The following is a 15,012-nucleotide window of genomic DNA, read 5'->3' as shown; positions in this document are numbered from 1 at the left end:
AACTCGGCCACAGTCAAGCTGCGCGGTGGCGCCATCTTCTGCAGGATGGCTTCCTTACGTTCCGGTGAATAATGGGGCATGGTTGTCCTCTGAAATCATCAGGCGACAACTACCTTGACGCATAGGGCCGTTCCAATCGTAGGCCGCCAGCACGTGCCCGGGTGAGGCGAAATAGTTCTGAAGAGACTCCCGGAGCCCTGCCATGGCGTCCCGGGATGTCCTGCGGAGCATACGCGGATCCATCTCACGGCAGTCGCTTTCAGTATCAACCTCCTCTGATTTGCTACCCGAAGCCTGGTTCCGGAAATCCTTCACACGTTCGAGCTCCGGCACTGTGTAGACATCGACTGTAACTTTGACGCAAGAGGCGTATTCGCATTCAGCCGACACATCAAAACCTGCAAAGTTGGTGTAGGCAGGGTTGAATTCCTGAGAGAAGTCAGCTTGGGTAATCTTCGTGCGGACTGCAAAACCCGCTATGGGGGCGCCTTCGTAAGTGCCGGCATTACCCATCTCGGCACGTTCAGTCTCCTCCTTCAATACCTGGGCCAGGTTGCGGTCTGCAAGTGTCCGGCCGGCGTCGGTGAGGGTTTCATCGAGAGCCCTGCGAAGCCAGCGGCCAAGGTCTGCTCTGCGAGCCGTGGCGAATCCTCCCTCATCCACATCAAAGATGACGACGTTTCGGACTGGCGCCTCAGTGGGAGGAGAGCCTGAATCTGAAGTAGCCATGGAGTGCTCTGTATTCAGGTCAGTAGGTTGGATTGTCTGGGTGCCAGCCGCCAAGCAAAAACTTGTAGCCAATGCGGTAAAAAGAACGTGCTTCCTCATTGAATCCAAGATGTTAGGGCAGCTCAGGCCATTGAATGGCCTGAGCTTTTTATTTTCCAGCATGTGTCAGAACACGTTAGCCACATCCTCACCTATAAAGGTCCCCCCTCTGAGCTCTTCGGTGGTCCCACCTTCGACCTCATCCCGGACGACGATGCCGTTTCCTTTTCCAACCCAGAAAACCCCGGAGGTATTACTATTTTCTCCGGAGATCTCTTTTTCCACACGACATGCCTCGATTTCTCCCAGCCCCTCAATACTGATTGTCCGCACTCCCGTGAAGGTGTACTCAGTGTTGACTTCAAAAGCAGAATCCGGATCACCATCAAGCGTCTGGGTGTAAGTGTTAGTAGTTGATTCACCGCTATCCTTGCTCAGATCCTCAGTGAAGGCAGGATCATAGTCGTAAGTGGTCGTAATATCTCCTTGATCCGTGAACGTGGTGGTTGTTAATTGTTTCAGATTCGTTTTCTTACCAGAGTAGTTGATGTTCAGGATGTGAGTCTGCTTAACTCTCGCCCTGGTTGAATCTTTTGGGACTGTATCGATCGTCATAGCGATCTCATTGCCGGAGCGCTCTTCCACGCTCCGCTTAACGGTGTTTGTATAGGTCCCTGAGTCGTTTGTGACCTCGAATTCAAGCTCACTGGTGTGCGCTGATCTGAAGTAGTCTTCGTTCCAGCATTGGGCGTAGCCTTGTGCCGTGTCATTGTTATCGTCCTGATCGGGCGCCTGTTCAGGCACGTTGTCTATAACGCCTTCAAGGACGTTGCCATCTTTAAGAAGCGGCCTCAGCGCCTCGTACCCCCCAAGGTTGCTGGTGCTGGAAACGCCTGCCATAAATCGGTCCATACTCAGATCGTAGTCATCGCCGATCTCGAATTCGGTCTTCATCGGATTCTTGCCGTCAACCGGTAGGCCCAGCGCCTTAAGGCCCTCATTCAGAACCTTCATGGCATTATCAATTCGCGCCTGATCCATAACGAATCCATCACGCTTCAGGTTTTCGAACCATTGAACGGGATCTTTGGAGGCGCCGACTGCGATCACCATGTCAGTGTAAGGGGTTATGTTTGCCTGCCCAGGTTCTTGCGCGAAGCTATAAAAAGTCTGCTCCGAATCGGGATCATCCGCCTTTAGGCCGCAAGGAAAGTAACTTTCCGCGACGTCATCTGTTTTGAAAACGCCCGCGTCGTTGGTAACGGCTGTGAGCGTCTCGTCCGTGTCATCATTGACACAGCGCACTGTTACAGTGGCGTCCCTAAGGGGTGCGCCTTGGGCGGCTGTGCCCGTAATGGCCTGATTTGATGTTTCGTCACCAGGCCCGCCGGGTTCGTTGTTGTCACTACTGCTGTCTATGCAGCCCGTAACTCCTATCACCATGGATAGACTTGATACCAAGAAGGGCTTTTTCTTCCCAAACATACTTTACTCCTTAGTTTATCGAGGATCTTGATCCGTCGATTACACGCTGTATCACGCTAAACAATAAATCGTGCACTCCGGGATTCAGGTTGTCCGATAACACAGCTATTTACTCGAGTATGCATAGCAATCCCCCTTACTTTTGTTTGCCAGAACATTTGAAATAACGCGTTATAGACGCGGGTTCGTTCCTCCAAGTATAGAATCCGTTCTGAGAGCTTCAGCGCCTCTTTGTGTTTCAGGTTATTAACAGCTGAAATATGTTGGCCACGTGAAATCATTTGATTTTTCTCGAAACAAAGGCGAGAAATCACGAACCCAGGTTGAGCAGGAAACGGATTTTGTCACGCAACTGTCTGATTTTCATGAGCGAGGGAGTGTCGATTGACTCTGCTCACTTTGGGAGACCGTGGAGGAGTGGTATAGGCAGGTGGTCCGCGCTGTGTAACGGTTTGTTGTCCTCTCGCGCCGTGCACGGGAAAAGGCTCCATAATTCCCTATGAAATACGGCCAGCACGGAGACTAGTCTGGTCATTACACAAGTCAGTGCGATAGGGAGGTTGTATGTCGCATTCATCGGTCCGGAACCTGGGACTCAGCAAACGAACTCTTGTGAGTATGGTTGTAGCTCTGTTTCTGACGGGCTGCATTGGCGGTGGAGACAGTTCGGGCTCTGGTTCATCATAACCGAAAACCATTGAGCTTTCCGAGTCGCTTGCTCTAGACGAATCGGGCACCGTCAGGCTTAAAGCCGAAGGTGCTGATAAGCTTTCAGTTCCTGGCGGCGTTGAAGTGATCTCCATTTCCAGGGTTAAGGATGGCCTTTTCGAAACCAGCCTGGGCGATATCGATCGACCTGTAACTTTTACCCTGGAAGCGATTTCGGCGGATGGCGATTTTGTTCGGACCTCGAAGATTGAAGTCATCAATACGTCGGCTGTGGCCGTTATCCGTGAAGCAGAGCTGATTACCCACCAAACCGAGACGGTCATCGCACTTCCCGAGGATCGACGCTTCTTCGCGTACGTCCTTGATCTTCTCTACCTGCGTGGCGATATCACTGAGAGCGAAAAAACACGGCTACTGACTGACTATGATGACCGGTCTGAATCCTGGCAACAATCGTTGCGCAACCGGGCTGATCACGTTGAAAGCACCCTGGCGGAGTATCGCAATGGCGAGACCGGCGACAGGAAGCTTGAGTCGGCGACCGACCGGTTCGAGGCCGAGATGCGAACCGCGGGCGATATCAATCTGCACAATGTAGAGAAAATCCCGGATTCGGCCTCGGATTTCATGCCGGATCTGAAGATGACGAGGATTCACTACAGTGATCAGGCCAGGGGCTATACCCGGTTCTATGGGAACTCCCATTTTGGGCAACACGATAATGGCTCGTTCAGCTTCTCTGACGCCTACGTATGGTTGCGGGAGATTGCCCAAGGGTCCGGAGACATTATGTGCAATACCGAAACGGCGGTTTCTTCGTGATGGGTTTGAAAGGGAGTTTTATCGTGAATCGATCTGCTTTTTTCGCGGCTATCCTGATTGTGGCTGTTGCTTTTGGATCAGGTCTGGCCAACGCTTCCGATATCGTAGTCAGTAACCCGGGGCTCCCAGAGGAGCCCAAGCGCGTCGACAACGCGAACGGCGTTGTGCCAGCGGACGTTACTCTCTACAACGATGCCCGCTATCCGGATCAACAGTATTGGGATGTTCTCACCGATTTCTATCGAGGACGCTCTGAGATTGAGTCAGTCCACGAAGCTTTTGAGGATTTTTCGAAGGAGCCCGTGCGTGTTGCTGTGCTTGATGGTGGTTTCTACGACAGCCCGGACATTGAGTGGCAGGGCGGTATAAACCTCAGCGAGATTGATGATGATAAAGGCATCGAACTTGGCGATGATTTCCGCCAGTACGACCCCGAGACCTGTGACAACACACATGGTCAGGCTGTAACCAGTATTATTGGCGCAACCGCGGACAACAACACGCTTCATGCGGGTATTGCAGAGGTTGAGCTGTACGGCGTACGCGTTCTTGGCTGCAATAATTCAGGTCTCATGAGTGATGTAACAGAGGGGATCAACTGGGCCGCTCGCCATTCCTCTCAGGTTGATCAGGGGTATCCGGCCATTGATGAACCCGTGGATGTGATCAATATCAGTATTTCGGGCGGTCGAGAAGATTGTCCCGTGCAGGTTCAGGATGCAATCGACTACGCCAACTCACTGGGCATCACGATCGTGGTCGCCGCGGGTAATAGCAGCAAGGATGCTGGTGGTGTGTCGCCTGCCAACTGTGATGGCGTGATTACGGCTGCAGCTGTCAACGAAGGTGGTGACCAAGCCTACTTCTCTAATTACGGCAGCGCTATCGATATCGCTGCTCAAGGAAAGGGTGTGGTTGGTGAAGATGGGATGGATAGCAACGGGAGCTATGTGAGTGCGGAATGGGCCGGAACCTCGTTTTCCAGCCCGATAGTCGCGGGCATTATTGCCTACACCCGAAGCTTGACGGGAAACGAGGACCCGCAGGTTGACCGGGATCTGGTGAATGCCTCAGCGACAGCTTTCTCAAACACCAGCGAAACGCTGGGGCCAGGTGTTCTTAACGCACCGTTGATGGTGGAGAATGCCTTTGGTCCACTGATCGAAGGCGGTGTTACTGCCGAGCAAGTTCTTGCTGACCCTAGTCGCTGTAACAATGCCCTGTGGACTGACAACTCACCAATTTCCTTTCCGGTGTGTGAACTCTACGAGCTCTCTTACGAGGGAACAGTCTCCATCCCTGACGGGTATGAGATGATGGTTTTCAAGGGGGATTCAGACAACCCGTTGGCGATGGAGCAGGACAATCTGGTGAAGGCATCGAAGGAAGCGACCTTTGCATTTCAGCTTTCAGAGCCTTCATCCAAGAACTACGGAATTCAGCTCTGCAAACCCGGTGTCAGTGACTGCCAGGGGCCGATCGAACCAATCGATGTCAGGACAACCATCCGTTGTTCCGAGGCTGCTGCCGTGGCCCACACGACGGAAAAGACCGGGCTTTAAAGACTCCCTTACATTACCTTCGATTGGCTATCAGCCGAGCCCCTACCCAACAGGGGCCCGGCTGCCTATTTCAGCTCTTGAATACCTCTTGAAACCTCGCCCCTGATTCCTTTGCAATCCGGCCGCCGGGAATCGATTCCCCGGCCAGCAGGTTATCCGATTCCGAAACAGGGAGACCACCGGATGATTGAAGTCGAGCACTTGACAAGACAGTACGGGGCGCTGACGGCGGTCCGGGACGTGGGGTTCCGGATCGAGCGCGGCGAAGTGGTCGGGCTCCTCGGGCCCAACGGGGCCGGCAAGACCACCATCATGAAGATGATCACCGGCGCACTGGAGCCGACCTCGGGGGCTGTCAGGGTGGATGACCTTGTCATGGGTCAGGACACCCCCGCCATCCAGCAGCGCATTGGCTATCTGCCGGAGAACTGCCCGCTCTGGCCCGAGATGACGGTCATTGATTACCTCGCCTATATGGCGGAACTGCGCCGGATCCCCCCGGAGCAACGCAACCGGGCGATTGCCGGCGCCATCCGCCGCACGGACCTGGTCGAAAAAGCTGGTGACCGAATTGATACCCTCTCCCGGGGCTATCAGCAGCGCGTCGGCGTGGCCCAGGCGCTGCTCCATGAACCGGAACTGCTGATCCTTGACGAGCCCACCAACGGGCTGGACCCTTCCCAGATCCACCAGATGCGCGACCTGATCCGGGACCTGGCCCGGGAGGCGACCGTCATCCTCTCGACCCACGTGCTTCAGGAAGTGCAGGCCGTCTGCGAGCGGGTGCTGATCATGCGCAGCGGCAATCTGGCCGTGGACGAACGGCTGGCGGACCTGACCGCCTCCGAGGCCGTGGACGTGGTGGTCTCCGGCAGCGGCAACGCCGCCGCTGTTCTTGAGTCCGTGGCCGGTGTGGCGGAGGTCACGGCTATGGAGGCCGATCATCAGGGCCACCGCTACCGGCTCTCCGGAACGGACGAGGCCGTCCCGGCCGCCGTCAACGCCCTGGTGGGCGCCGGCTTCAATGTGCATGCCGTCGAGCCCGGTCGGCGGGATCTGGAAACCCTGTTCGAGAGTGTGATCCAGGAGGCTTCCCATGCGTGAGACCTTCCAGGTGTGCCGAAAGGAATTCCGCAGTTTCTTCGCCTCGCCGGCGGCCTACCTGCTCCTGGGCGTGTTCCTGGTGGCCGTCCACTTCATCGTCTTCTGGGGCGAGGCGTTCTTTGCCCGCAACACCGCTGACCTCCGCCCTCTGTTCGAATGGTTCCCGCTGCTGCTGATCTTCCTGGTCGCGGCGCTGACCATGCGCAGCTGGTCCGAGGAACGCCGTTCCGGCACGCTCCAGACCCTGCTGACGGTGCCGGTCAGCCCCGGCAGCCTGATCGCGGGCAAGCTGCTGGCGGGGCTGGCCCTGCTCATTGTGGGCCTTGGCCTGACGCTGCCCCTGCCGATCACGGTCTCGCTGCTCGGGCCGCTGGACTGGGGGCCCGTGGTCGGTGGCTATGTGGCGACGCTCTTCCTCGGGCTGGCCTACCTGGCCATTGGCCTGTGCATGAGCAGCCTGACCAGCAACGCGGTGATCGCTCTCATCCTGACCACCGCCACCTGCGGCGTGCTCTACGTCATCGGGGCGCCGGTGATCACCGGCCTGTTCGGGTACGGCATCGGGCACTGGCTGGAACACTTCGGCACCGGCAGCCGCTTTGATGACATTACCCGGGGCGTGCTCGATATCCGGGACCTGTTCTATTACCTCACCATCGCCGGCGTCTTCCTGGCCCTCAACCGCCTGTCCCTGGAGCGGCTGCGCTGGGCCGGCAACCCCCGCAACCGCAACCATCGGCTCTGGGGCGCGGCCACGGTGCTGGTGCTGGCGAACCTGCTGCTGGTGAACGTCTGGCTGGCGCCGGTCAACACCCTGCGTTTGGACCTGACCGAGGGCAACCGCTACACCCTCTCCGCCACCACGCTGGAGAGCGTGCAACGCCTTCAGGAGCCGGTGACCATCCGCGCCTACTTCTCGGGCAAAACCCATCCCATGCTATCGCCGCTGGTGCCACGGCTGCGGGACCTGCTGAACGAATACGCGGTGATGACCGACAGGCGGGTGCGCGTCCGCGTGGTGGACCCGACCGAGAACAAGGAAGCGGAAAAGCGTGCGGCCAGCCGTTACGGCGTGGAGCCGGTGCCCTTCCAGACCAGCAGTCGTTACGAGTCCTCGGTGGTCAACGCCTACTTCAACGTGGTGATCGAGTACGGCAACCAGCATGAAACCCTCGGCTTCCGGGACCTGATCCGCGTCGAGCGGGGTTCGGGCAGCGAGATCGACGTCGCGCTGAACAACCCGGAATACGAGATCACCCGCGCCATCCGCAAATTGGCCGGCAAGTACGCGGCCGGGGGCAATCTGCTTGCCCGGCTGGACGGCAATACCAGGCTGACCGCCTATGCCTCGTCCGCGGATCAGTTGCCCGAGCCTCTGGCCAAACTCCGCGGGAACCTGGGCGGCCTGTTCGAGACGCTGGGTAAGGAATCGAACGGTGGGCTGGCCACCGATGTCGTGACGCCGGACCCGGAGGTCGAGAACCGCCTCACCGGCGAACTGGGCCTGAAACCCCTGGTGGCCGGGCTCAATGACCCCAACCCGTTCTGGTTCCATCTGCTGCTGGAGCGTGGCGACCAGCAGGTCGAGGTCACGCTGCCGGACAAGCTCACCAAGGCCGCCCTGCGGCGTAATATCGAGGCGGCGCTCAAGCGCCTCACCCCCGGTGCCCTGGAGACGGTCACACTGGTGACCCCGAACGACCAGGGCCGGCGCCGCCGGAGGGCCGCTGCCGGGGGGCCGCGTTTCAGTCGCCTGAATAACGCCCTGGCCGAGTCACGGCAGGTGGAGACCAGCCAGCTCAGTAACGGCCGGGTGCCGCCACAGACGGACCTGCTGATGGTGATGGCCCCGGAGACCCTGAGCGACAAGCAGCTGTTCGCCATCGACCAGTTCCTGATGCGCGGCGGCAAGGTCGTGATGGCGACCTCGCCCTATCAGGTGACGGTCGGCCGCTCACTGCGGGCCAGCCGGCATGAGTCCGGCGTCAGCCAGTGGTTGAAGCATCACGGCCTGACCGTGCGCGACCGGCTGGTGGCGGATGGGCGCAACGCGACCGTCCCGCTGCCGGTCACCCGGACGGTCTCCGGCCGCCGGTTCCGCGAGATCCGGATGCAGCCCTATCCCTTTGCGCCGGACCTGCGCGGAAACCAGCTCAACCCGGACTCGCCCATAACGGCCTCGATGAACCAGCTCACCATGACCTGGGCCTCGCCCATCAGGGTGGACTCCGAGGCCAACAGCGACCGGACCGTGACGGAGCTGTTGCGCAGTTCCAGCCAGACATGGCTGCAGAAGAAGGCATCGGTGCTGCCGGACTTCCAGACCTACCCCGAGACCGGCTTCGCCCAATCTGACCAGGCGGGCGCGCAGCCCATGGCGGTCAGCATCAAGGGGCGCTTTAACTCCTTCTTTGCTGGTAAGCCCTCGCCCCTGCTGGGTGACAGTAGCGACAAGAAGGCCGAGCAACAGTCGAACCAGGAGAAGGGCAGCGACTCGCCCAACTACACGCGGGTCATCGAAAAGTCCCCTGAATCCGCCAGCCTGGTCCTGGTGGCCAGCAACGCCTTCGGCTCGGACGCCACGCTCCAGCTGCTGTCGCAGACCGGCGGCTCGCTCTACAGCAAGCCCCTGACGTTCCTGCGCAACACCGTGGCCTGGTCGCTGGAGGATCCGGCCCTGCTCGCGCTGCGTGGCAGCAGCCACGAGGCCCGCACGCTGGTGCCGCTGGACCCGCAGAGCAAGCGCTACTGGGAGTACGGCAACTACGCCCTCAGTGGCCTCGGGCTCGTCGTGATCTGGTTGTGGCGGCGCCTTGTGCGGCGGCGTGACGAGGCGTTCTACCGGACGATCAAGGCGGAGGTGTAAGCCATGGTGAAAGCAATCCGGATTCTCAGCCTGCTCGTGGTGATTCAGGTGGTTGCCGTGGCGGTGGCCTACTGGCCCGCGACCGGAACCACCGGGGCGGCCAACAGTGGGCCCTTCCTGGACGTGGCCACCGAGGCCGTATCGAGCCTTGAACTCAAGGGGCCGGAAGGCAGCAGCGTCCAGCTCACAAAGAAAGGAGAGGAATGGCGCATTCCCGCCCTGGATGACCTGCCGGCCGGTACGAGCCAGGTCACCAGGCTGCTTGAAGGGCTGCGCGAGGCCAGTACCGGGCTGCCGGTGGCCACCTCGGAAGGCGCCGCGCAGCGCTTCCGGGTCGCGGAGGACGACTACAAGCGCCGCCTGGTGCTGCCGCTGGCGGACTCTGACGGCAAGCGGGTCCTGTTCTTCGGCGACACTCCCGGCGCCGGCGAGATTTACGCCCGCCGCGAGGGGGAGACCAGCGTCTACCGCGTCGGCGTGGGCACGCACATGATGCCCCTCGAGGCGGACCAGTGGCTGGCCAAGGACCTGCTGAGCCTGGACCAGCAGACGATCCAGTCCCTGGAGGTCAACGACATCCGGCTTGAGCGCGCGGCACCAGAAGAAGCCAGCAACGGTGGCGGTTCCGGTGAAGGTGACGGAGCGGACCGCAAGTGGACGGTCTCCGGCACCGAGAATGCCGTCCAGGCGAACCCGAAGGCGGTGGCGGATCTGGTCAGCCGCGTTGCCGCCCTGAGGATCTCCGGCGCAGCGGGCGACCGGAGCGTGCCGGACAGCGAGCCCGACCTGACCCTCCGCCTCGGAACCGGCGACGATGCCCCCCGCGAGTACCGGTTCCATGCCGGTGACAAAGGGGAAGACGCGCTGCTGGTCACGGATCAGTACGACACTGTCTTCACCGTGAACACCCCGGTCTTCGACAGCATCCAGAAGTCAGCCGGCAGTGAAGCGCTGCTCGCCCCGTCCGCCAGTGGCGACCAGGGAAGCAGTGCGAAGGACGGTCAGTCCGCCGAGGGTGACTGAAGGAAGGGCCACCAGATGGGAAACGGCAGCGCCAGCTGCCGGTCCTCGATGCCCGGGATCGGCGGGCGTGTGACCTTAATGACACCCGCCGCTTATTGATTCAACGGAAGGTTAAACCCCCGGGCTCAGCTGGTACATAACGGTTAAGGGGATCGCCAACATCACGACGAATATAGCGATGTTCATCTTCAGTTTCTGACTCACTGAAAAGTGCAGAAACTCCTTTGCAACGCTGACTCCAAGCAACAGAACGGCAAATAATGCAATCGGCCAATCAAAGTGATCAATTTTTCATGATGATTGACGCTAAAAAGCGGTCGCTCGACCGCCTTATTCAATCCATTACAAGGAGGTGATGCATGGCAGGAAGTGTTGAGATCACGAGTAAAGACCGGCGATATGTGCGTAAGGTCGTTGAGGTGTTTGCTGGGAAAAGCGTGGCAGGCAGCATCACGACTGTGAATGAGGGCGTCGTTTATGTTGTCGGAGAGCTCGTTGCTGCTTCGCTTGAATGTTCCGAGTGTCCGTTTTCAGCGGGGCAGATCAGTCGAGGAGAATCTGTGCATCCTCAACCAGCCTGCGGGCATTTTCACAAGCCGTGTTCATTTCGTCAGCTATCTGTGAATAGCTCAGATGATTCTTGAACTGTTGCAGACCGTTGGCCATAGATCTTTATCCGTCGGTTATAACGCTAAGTTATGCAGTTACTGGGAGGCTACGGGCCGCATCTCGTAAATTCGCCCATACCGCGCGGCTGCATCGAGATCACCTTCGCGAAGGGCATCACGTACATCATCCAGCTTGTATGCATCGTCGACGCTGAGGTAGGGAGACCACTGGGTATTGTCTTCAATCAGTGCTACTTCTACCTCAGCAACATACTTGCCCTCGTGCACATACTTTGTCTTAACCCGCTGTGCCATGGCTACTTCCTCCTCATGAAATCTTCATCCCACCGAGCCGGATCCGGCCTATATGCAGTAACCAAAACGGCAGGTTTGTCATACCCTTTGGGGATCCCCCATACGACATGTATCGGAGCACCGCCTCTATCCTTTGGTAACAGTAGCACGCTTGGCCCCTTCGGATAGTTCGGATAATCCTCCACTACCATTGCCTCGAATACTCCGCTGACCGCCTCACGAGCCGTGACCCCATCATCTGCCAGCTCATCGTACCCGTGCTCCGATACCCGAACCTCACCCCTCTCAACCAGTTCCTGCAACCGCTCCAGCAAATTACTCACGCTGAATTCTCCGAACCACTCTCAGCTTCATGTCTGCATAACGCCTGCGTAATGGGCGCGAGCTTGCGAGCGTCCCAATTGACGCACTTGTTAAAGCCTGCCGAGCCAATACTGGGGACGACGACGGTCATGAGCGACGGCAAGAATCTGTATGATGTGCGCTTGTTCGAGATAAATCAGCGACAATGGAAATCGGTGGAGGGGCGCTGCGGATATTAGGCTCAGCCTCAACCTGCCACGCCTTTGGCGTCTCACAGACGAGGGTTATCAGCGCTTCAAATTCCTCAATAAAGGCGTCACCCAAACCTGGGACACGGGATTCGTAATAGCCCACTGACTCCAGGAATTCGGCTTCCGCTGCCGGGTGAAAATCATACATCATCTAACCAGTGCTCGTGCTTTCCTCAATACCTGTTCTCCAGGGATCGCCTGAGCCGTCCCTTCATCCAGTTCTTTGGCCCTGAGCTGGGCTTCACTCAGCCACTCGGCCCTGAGCTCCTCCGGGGACGGAGAGTCAAGGCTAAGCACCAGTCGCTGAATCAACTGGGCGCGGTCTTCCTTGGAAAGGTGCAGAGCTTCGTTTTCAATCTTCTGTAGATCCATAGGAATAACCTTTCCTTTGTCTACGGGGAAATTCTGACACGAATGCCTGATCAGTGCCACGGCATCAGTGCTGGTCGCTTTAACAGGCAATCGCGAGAACTCAGCGATATTGATATTCGTGAATTCCAGATAGCGCCATTTCTCCAGCAGACCAGGGTGATTTTGAACTTCTTCTAAAAGAGCAGCCTAGCGCATGTGGTGGTGAGGTTCCATGGAATCGTCGGATTCCCGGTTACACGCATCCGATGGGACTGACTGTATGGATTCAGAGGTTTTGCGGGTGAGGTGGGAACGCTGGCCCTGCAGTCTCCCAGACCGCAGGGTCAGCGCGGCGCACGATTGACAGAAGCCGCCCGCGGTGGTTCCCTGTCCACGTTCGCGGGCGTAGCTCAGTTGGTAGAGCATCAGCTTCCCAAGCTGAATGTCGCGAGTTCGAGCCTCGTCGCCCGCTCCAGTTTCCCTTCCCGCCCTCTAGAAGAGGGTTTCCAGTACCGCCTTCATTTCCCTGGCAAGTGACTCGTAGTCTCTCGGTGTGCCTGTTATCTGGTTCTGCATCTGGTAGCGGAAGACGCCGTCGATGAGTGCGTAGCCGAATTCGCCCGTGCCGGGTCGGGCTGAGCCAGTCTTTTTACCAGCGGTTTCAACCACGCTGATCAGCGCGGCCTCCAGCTCACGCACCATGGGCCGGAAGGCCGGGTCGAACAGGGCTTGGCTGCGGATGTCGTACCACAGCCGGTGGGTTGATGCGTCCTCGACGATGGAGGTTGCGAGTGCGTTGGCCAGCGCGTTGACGACCGATTCCCGGTCATTGGCTTCCTGGAGTGCCTCTTCCAGCCCGGAGATGAACGCGGCCTTGTAGAGCGAGACGCAGTGCAGGATCAGCTGGGTCCGGTCCTCGAAGTAGTAGTGCAGCATGCCCAGTGACAGGTCCGCCCTGGCGGCGATGTCGCGCAGGCTGGTGTTGGCGTACCCCAGCTCCTGGAGGGCCTGCATGGCGCTGCGAGCGATTAGGTCCTTCTTCTCCTGGCGCTTGCGCGTCTTGCGGTCCGCGCGTGCCTGCAGTTTGTCGGGGGCAACCGTGCTCATGCCTACTACCTCGTCTGACCATCCACGTGGAGCGCGGAACCCTAGCCCATCAGCGCGTTCAGGAAAATGCCGGGAATCCGGTGCCAGGCCGGTTTGTACTCGAACTGGGTCAGCAGTTCACCAAGCTTGTGCTGACGGGTATTGGTGATGAACCAGGGCGGCCGTGGCAGCAGGCTCCAGTCGCCGTTGGCGACGGAGCGCGGGAAGGGTCGGAAGGGGGCTTCCACCACTGAGCGTTCGGCCGCGTCGAACATGAAGGTGTTGTGGACGGAGCCGATGCCGCTCTGGACGTCGTCCAGGGTGTGGCCGGGGAAGGCGCCCCAGGGGCAGACGGTGTTGAGAAAGCCCAGGCCCGTCCAGGCGTTGATGGCGATGGTGCCGTAGTGCAGATCCGCCAGCAGGGCCTCGAAGCGCTCGCGGCCCATGGCGCGGATCGTGTCCGGGTGGATCACGATGTTGGCGCCCAGGGTGCCGTGGAGCTGGTTGTTGGCGAACTCGATGGCGTTGCGCAGGTACTGCTCGGCGTCCGGGGCCTCCAGGCGCTGCACGGAGAAGGCCGGGGCGAATACCTCGTTCGAGCGGAACCGGTCGTGGTCCTCAAGGTTGTTGATCAGCAGCTCCGGCGCGTGCCCACGGCTGACAACGTCTACCTCACTGGCATGGTCCCGGAACGCCGCCAGACGGTCCTCGGTGCCGGGGTAGTAGGTGGGGCGGGCGGACTGGCTGATGACGTCGCGGAGCTCGCGCATCAGGGCGTCTTCCTGGTCCCAGCCGCGCGGCATCAGCAGGGCCTGGCAGGCGACGCAGTTGAAGCCGGAGTTATGCAGCTTCTGGGTGGCGATCTGTTCCGCCTGGAAGCGGATGTCCGCCTCCGACCAGTTCCCGGGGACCACGATGGTGGGGCAGACCGCGCCCAGCTCCGAGGTGATGCGCTTGTCCAGGCGCGGTGTGCCGGCGGCACGGTTCTTCTCGCCTTCCTCGCCCTTGCCCCAGATGATCATGTCGTGGGTCGCCTGGGAGCCGGTGATGTGGATTTCCTCGACCAGCTCATGTTCCGTGAGCCAGGCGCCGACATCCCCGCCGCCTTTCACGATGCGCAGAGCGTCCCGTTCGATCAGCGGGGCCAGGGCGGTTTCCAGGACCCCGGCGAGGTACTCGTTGACCGGGTTCATCTTGAGGATCACGACCTGATGTTCCAGGAACAGCTTCTGGAAGACGTCGAGCGGGGCAATGGCGGCGATGTTGCCGGCGCCCAGCACCAGCGAGACCCTGCCCTGGCGCTGCCCGGCCGGGGTGTCGTAGGCGGTGGCGGTATGGGCCGCGAGGTTGTCCCGGGTGACGCCGTCCTGCATCCAGACCTCGGCGCTGACGCCGGAGAGCAGGAGCCGGTCCCAGATGCTGTGGGGCGTGACGCGCGCGGCAAGCTGACCGTTGGGCAGTGTCCGCAGGGGAATAGCCTGCAGGAAGGACTTGCCGTTCATCTTTGAGAGCGTCTCGATCAGGCCGTTACAGGCGCCCATCAGGGCGTAGGGGCCGGACATCCATTCCTCACCCTCCAGGGGGGAACCCGACAGGCCCTTGGCGCTGGCGCCCTGCCGGGCCCAGTCACCGGCGACGCCCATAAGAGCATCCTTGACCGACTCAAGAATGGCGATGCGCTCATCCAGCGTCGTGCGGGCCCATTGGTCCTTCGCGGCGGCGAGCGTGTCGAGCTGGGACTGCAGGGCCTCGAAGTCGGGGTGCGCGTTGTCGTTGGTCATGGTCGGTGTTCCTTTGGT

Annotated in this window: 13 protein-coding genes and 1 tRNA gene; 6 read left to right on the top strand and 8 right to left on the bottom strand. The window is 59.6% G+C overall.

All coding sequences use genetic code 11. The annotated features are described in order from the left end of the window. Nucleotides 1-54 precede the first annotated feature (54 nt). Nucleotides 55-729, bottom strand: a complete 675-nt coding sequence (locus AAF659_RS11725; RefSeq protein WP_349751940.1) for a hypothetical protein — start codon at nt 727-729, stop codon at nt 55-57. A gap of 165 nt (nt 730-894) precedes the next feature. Continuing rightward, nucleotides 895-2,253, bottom strand: a complete 1,359-nt coding sequence (locus AAF659_RS11720; RefSeq protein ID WP_349751939.1) for a carboxypeptidase-like regulatory domain-containing protein — start codon at nt 2,251-2,253, stop codon at nt 895-897. Nucleotides 2,254-3,045: 792 nt separating this feature from the next. Between AAF659_RS11720 and AAF659_RS11715 the strand changes: the two genes are divergently transcribed. The 5 genes from AAF659_RS11715 to AAF659_RS11695 all read left to right on the top strand — a co-directional run bounded on the left by AAF659_RS11715 (nt 3,046) and on the right by AAF659_RS11695 (nt 10,299). Continuing rightward, a complete protein-coding gene (locus AAF659_RS11715; RefSeq protein WP_349751938.1) occupies nt 3,046-3,744 on the top strand; it encodes a hypothetical protein in 699 nt (232 codons plus the stop codon). Between the two features lie 23 nt (nt 3,745-3,767). After that, nucleotides 3,768-5,306, top strand: coding sequence for a S8 family peptidase (locus AAF659_RS11710; protein ID WP_349751937.1), 1,539 nt, complete (start codon nt 3,768-3,770; stop codon nt 5,304-5,306). 183 nt (nt 5,307-5,489) lie between these two features. Further along, the gene (locus tag AAF659_RS11705) at nt 5,490-6,410 is read left to right on the top strand and encodes an ABC transporter ATP-binding protein (protein ID WP_349751936.1); all 921 of its coding nucleotides are present in this window, start codon (nt 5,490-5,492) and stop codon (nt 6,408-6,410) included. Next, a complete protein-coding gene (locus AAF659_RS11700) occupies nt 6,403-9,276 on the top strand; it encodes a Gldg family protein (RefSeq protein WP_349751935.1) in 2,874 nt (957 codons plus the stop codon). Before AAF659_RS11705 ends, AAF659_RS11700 begins: the two co-directional genes overlap by 8 nt. 3 nt (nt 9,277-9,279) lie before the next feature. Then, nucleotides 9,280-10,299 carry a DUF4340 domain-containing protein gene (locus tag AAF659_RS11695; RefSeq protein ID WP_349751934.1) on the top strand — a complete coding sequence of 340 codons (1,020 nt, stop codon included), beginning with the start codon at nt 9,280-9,282 and terminating at the stop codon, nt 10,297-10,299. Nucleotides 10,300-10,842: 543 nt separating this feature from the next. Here the strand turns inward: AAF659_RS11695 and AAF659_RS11690 are convergent. The 4 genes from AAF659_RS11690 to AAF659_RS11675 form a co-directional block, all read right to left on the bottom strand. Further along, nucleotides 10,843-10,965, bottom strand: coding sequence for a hypothetical protein (locus AAF659_RS11690; RefSeq protein ID WP_349751933.1), 123 nt, complete (start codon nt 10,963-10,965; stop codon nt 10,843-10,845). 38 nt (nt 10,966-11,003) lie between these two features. Continuing rightward, a complete protein-coding gene (locus tag AAF659_RS11685) occupies nt 11,004-11,222 on the bottom strand; it encodes a hypothetical protein (RefSeq protein ID WP_095617284.1) in 219 nt (72 codons plus the stop codon). 2 nt (nt 11,223-11,224) lie between these two features. Beyond that, nucleotides 11,225-11,545 carry a DUF4258 domain-containing protein gene (locus AAF659_RS11680; RefSeq protein WP_349751932.1) on the bottom strand — a complete coding sequence of 107 codons (321 nt, stop codon included), beginning with the start codon at nt 11,543-11,545 and terminating at the stop codon, nt 11,225-11,227. Nucleotides 11,546-11,923: 378 nt separating this feature from the next. Beyond that, nucleotides 11,924-12,148: an addiction module protein gene (locus tag AAF659_RS11675; RefSeq protein ID WP_349751931.1), complete on the bottom strand. Its 225-nt coding sequence runs from the start codon at nt 12,146-12,148 to the stop codon at nt 11,924-11,926. Nucleotides 12,149-12,526: 378 nt separating this feature from the next. Between AAF659_RS11675 and AAF659_RS11670 the strand changes: the two genes are divergently transcribed. Further along, nucleotides 12,527-12,602: transfer RNA gene (locus tag AAF659_RS11670), tRNA-Gly, on the top strand. 17 nt (nt 12,603-12,619) lie between these two features. Here AAF659_RS11670 and AAF659_RS11665 read toward each other — a convergent pair. Together AAF659_RS11665 and AAF659_RS11660 are read right to left on the bottom strand one after the other, a co-directional pair. Next, a complete protein-coding gene (locus tag AAF659_RS11665; RefSeq protein ID WP_349751930.1) occupies nt 12,620-13,234 on the bottom strand; it encodes a TetR/AcrR family transcriptional regulator in 615 nt (204 codons plus the stop codon). A gap of 41 nt (nt 13,235-13,275) precedes the next feature. Then, complete coding sequence (locus AAF659_RS11660) at nt 13,276-14,994, bottom strand: aldehyde dehydrogenase family protein (protein ID WP_349751929.1); 1,719 nt, start codon at nt 14,992-14,994, stop codon at nt 13,276-13,278. Nucleotides 14,995-15,012: the final 18 nt, after the last annotated feature.

This window comes from Salicola sp. Rm-C-2C1-2, from assembly GCF_040196175.1.
In the GTDB taxonomy this organism is placed as follows: domain Bacteria; phylum Pseudomonadota; class Gammaproteobacteria; order Pseudomonadales; family Oleiphilaceae; genus Halospina.
Note: the sequence above shows the minus strand (reverse complement) of the source record. Positions and strands in the feature narration are given on the sequence as shown.

Bases quoted from the DNA above. Each gene is read 5' to 3' on its own strand.
- AAF659_RS11725 (WP_349751940.1), bottom strand. From the start codon at position 729: ATGGCTACTTCAGATTCAGGCTCTCCTCCCACTGAGGCGCCAGTCCGA.
- AAF659_RS11720 (WP_349751939.1), bottom strand. From the start codon at position 2,253: ATGTTTGGGAAGAAAAAGCCCTTCTTGGTATCAAGTCTATCCATGGTG.
- AAF659_RS11705 (WP_349751936.1), top strand. From the start codon at position 5,490: ATGATTGAAGTCGAGCACTTGACAAGACAGTACGGGGCGCTGACGGCG.
- AAF659_RS11700 (WP_349751935.1), top strand. From the start codon at position 6,403: ATGCGTGAGACCTTCCAGGTGTGCCGAAAGGAATTCCGCAGTTTCTTC.
- AAF659_RS11695 (WP_349751934.1), top strand. From the start codon at position 9,280: ATGGTGAAAGCAATCCGGATTCTCAGCCTGCTCGTGGTGATTCAGGTG.
- AAF659_RS11690 (WP_349751933.1), bottom strand. From the start codon at position 10,965: ATGGCCAACGGTCTGCAACAGTTCAAGAATCATCTGAGCTATTCACAG.
- AAF659_RS11685 (WP_095617284.1), bottom strand. From the start codon at position 11,222: ATGGCACAGCGGGTTAAGACAAAGTATGTGCACGAGGGCAAGTATGTT.
- AAF659_RS11675 (WP_349751931.1), bottom strand. From the start codon at position 12,148: ATGGATCTACAGAAGATTGAAAACGAAGCTCTGCACCTTTCCAAGGAA.
- AAF659_RS11665 (WP_349751930.1), bottom strand. From the start codon at position 13,234: ATGAGCACGGTTGCCCCCGACAAACTGCAGGCACGCGCGGACCGCAAG.
- AAF659_RS11660 (WP_349751929.1), bottom strand. From the start codon at position 14,994: ATGACCAACGACAACGCGCACCCCGACTTCGAGGCCCTGCAGTCCCAG.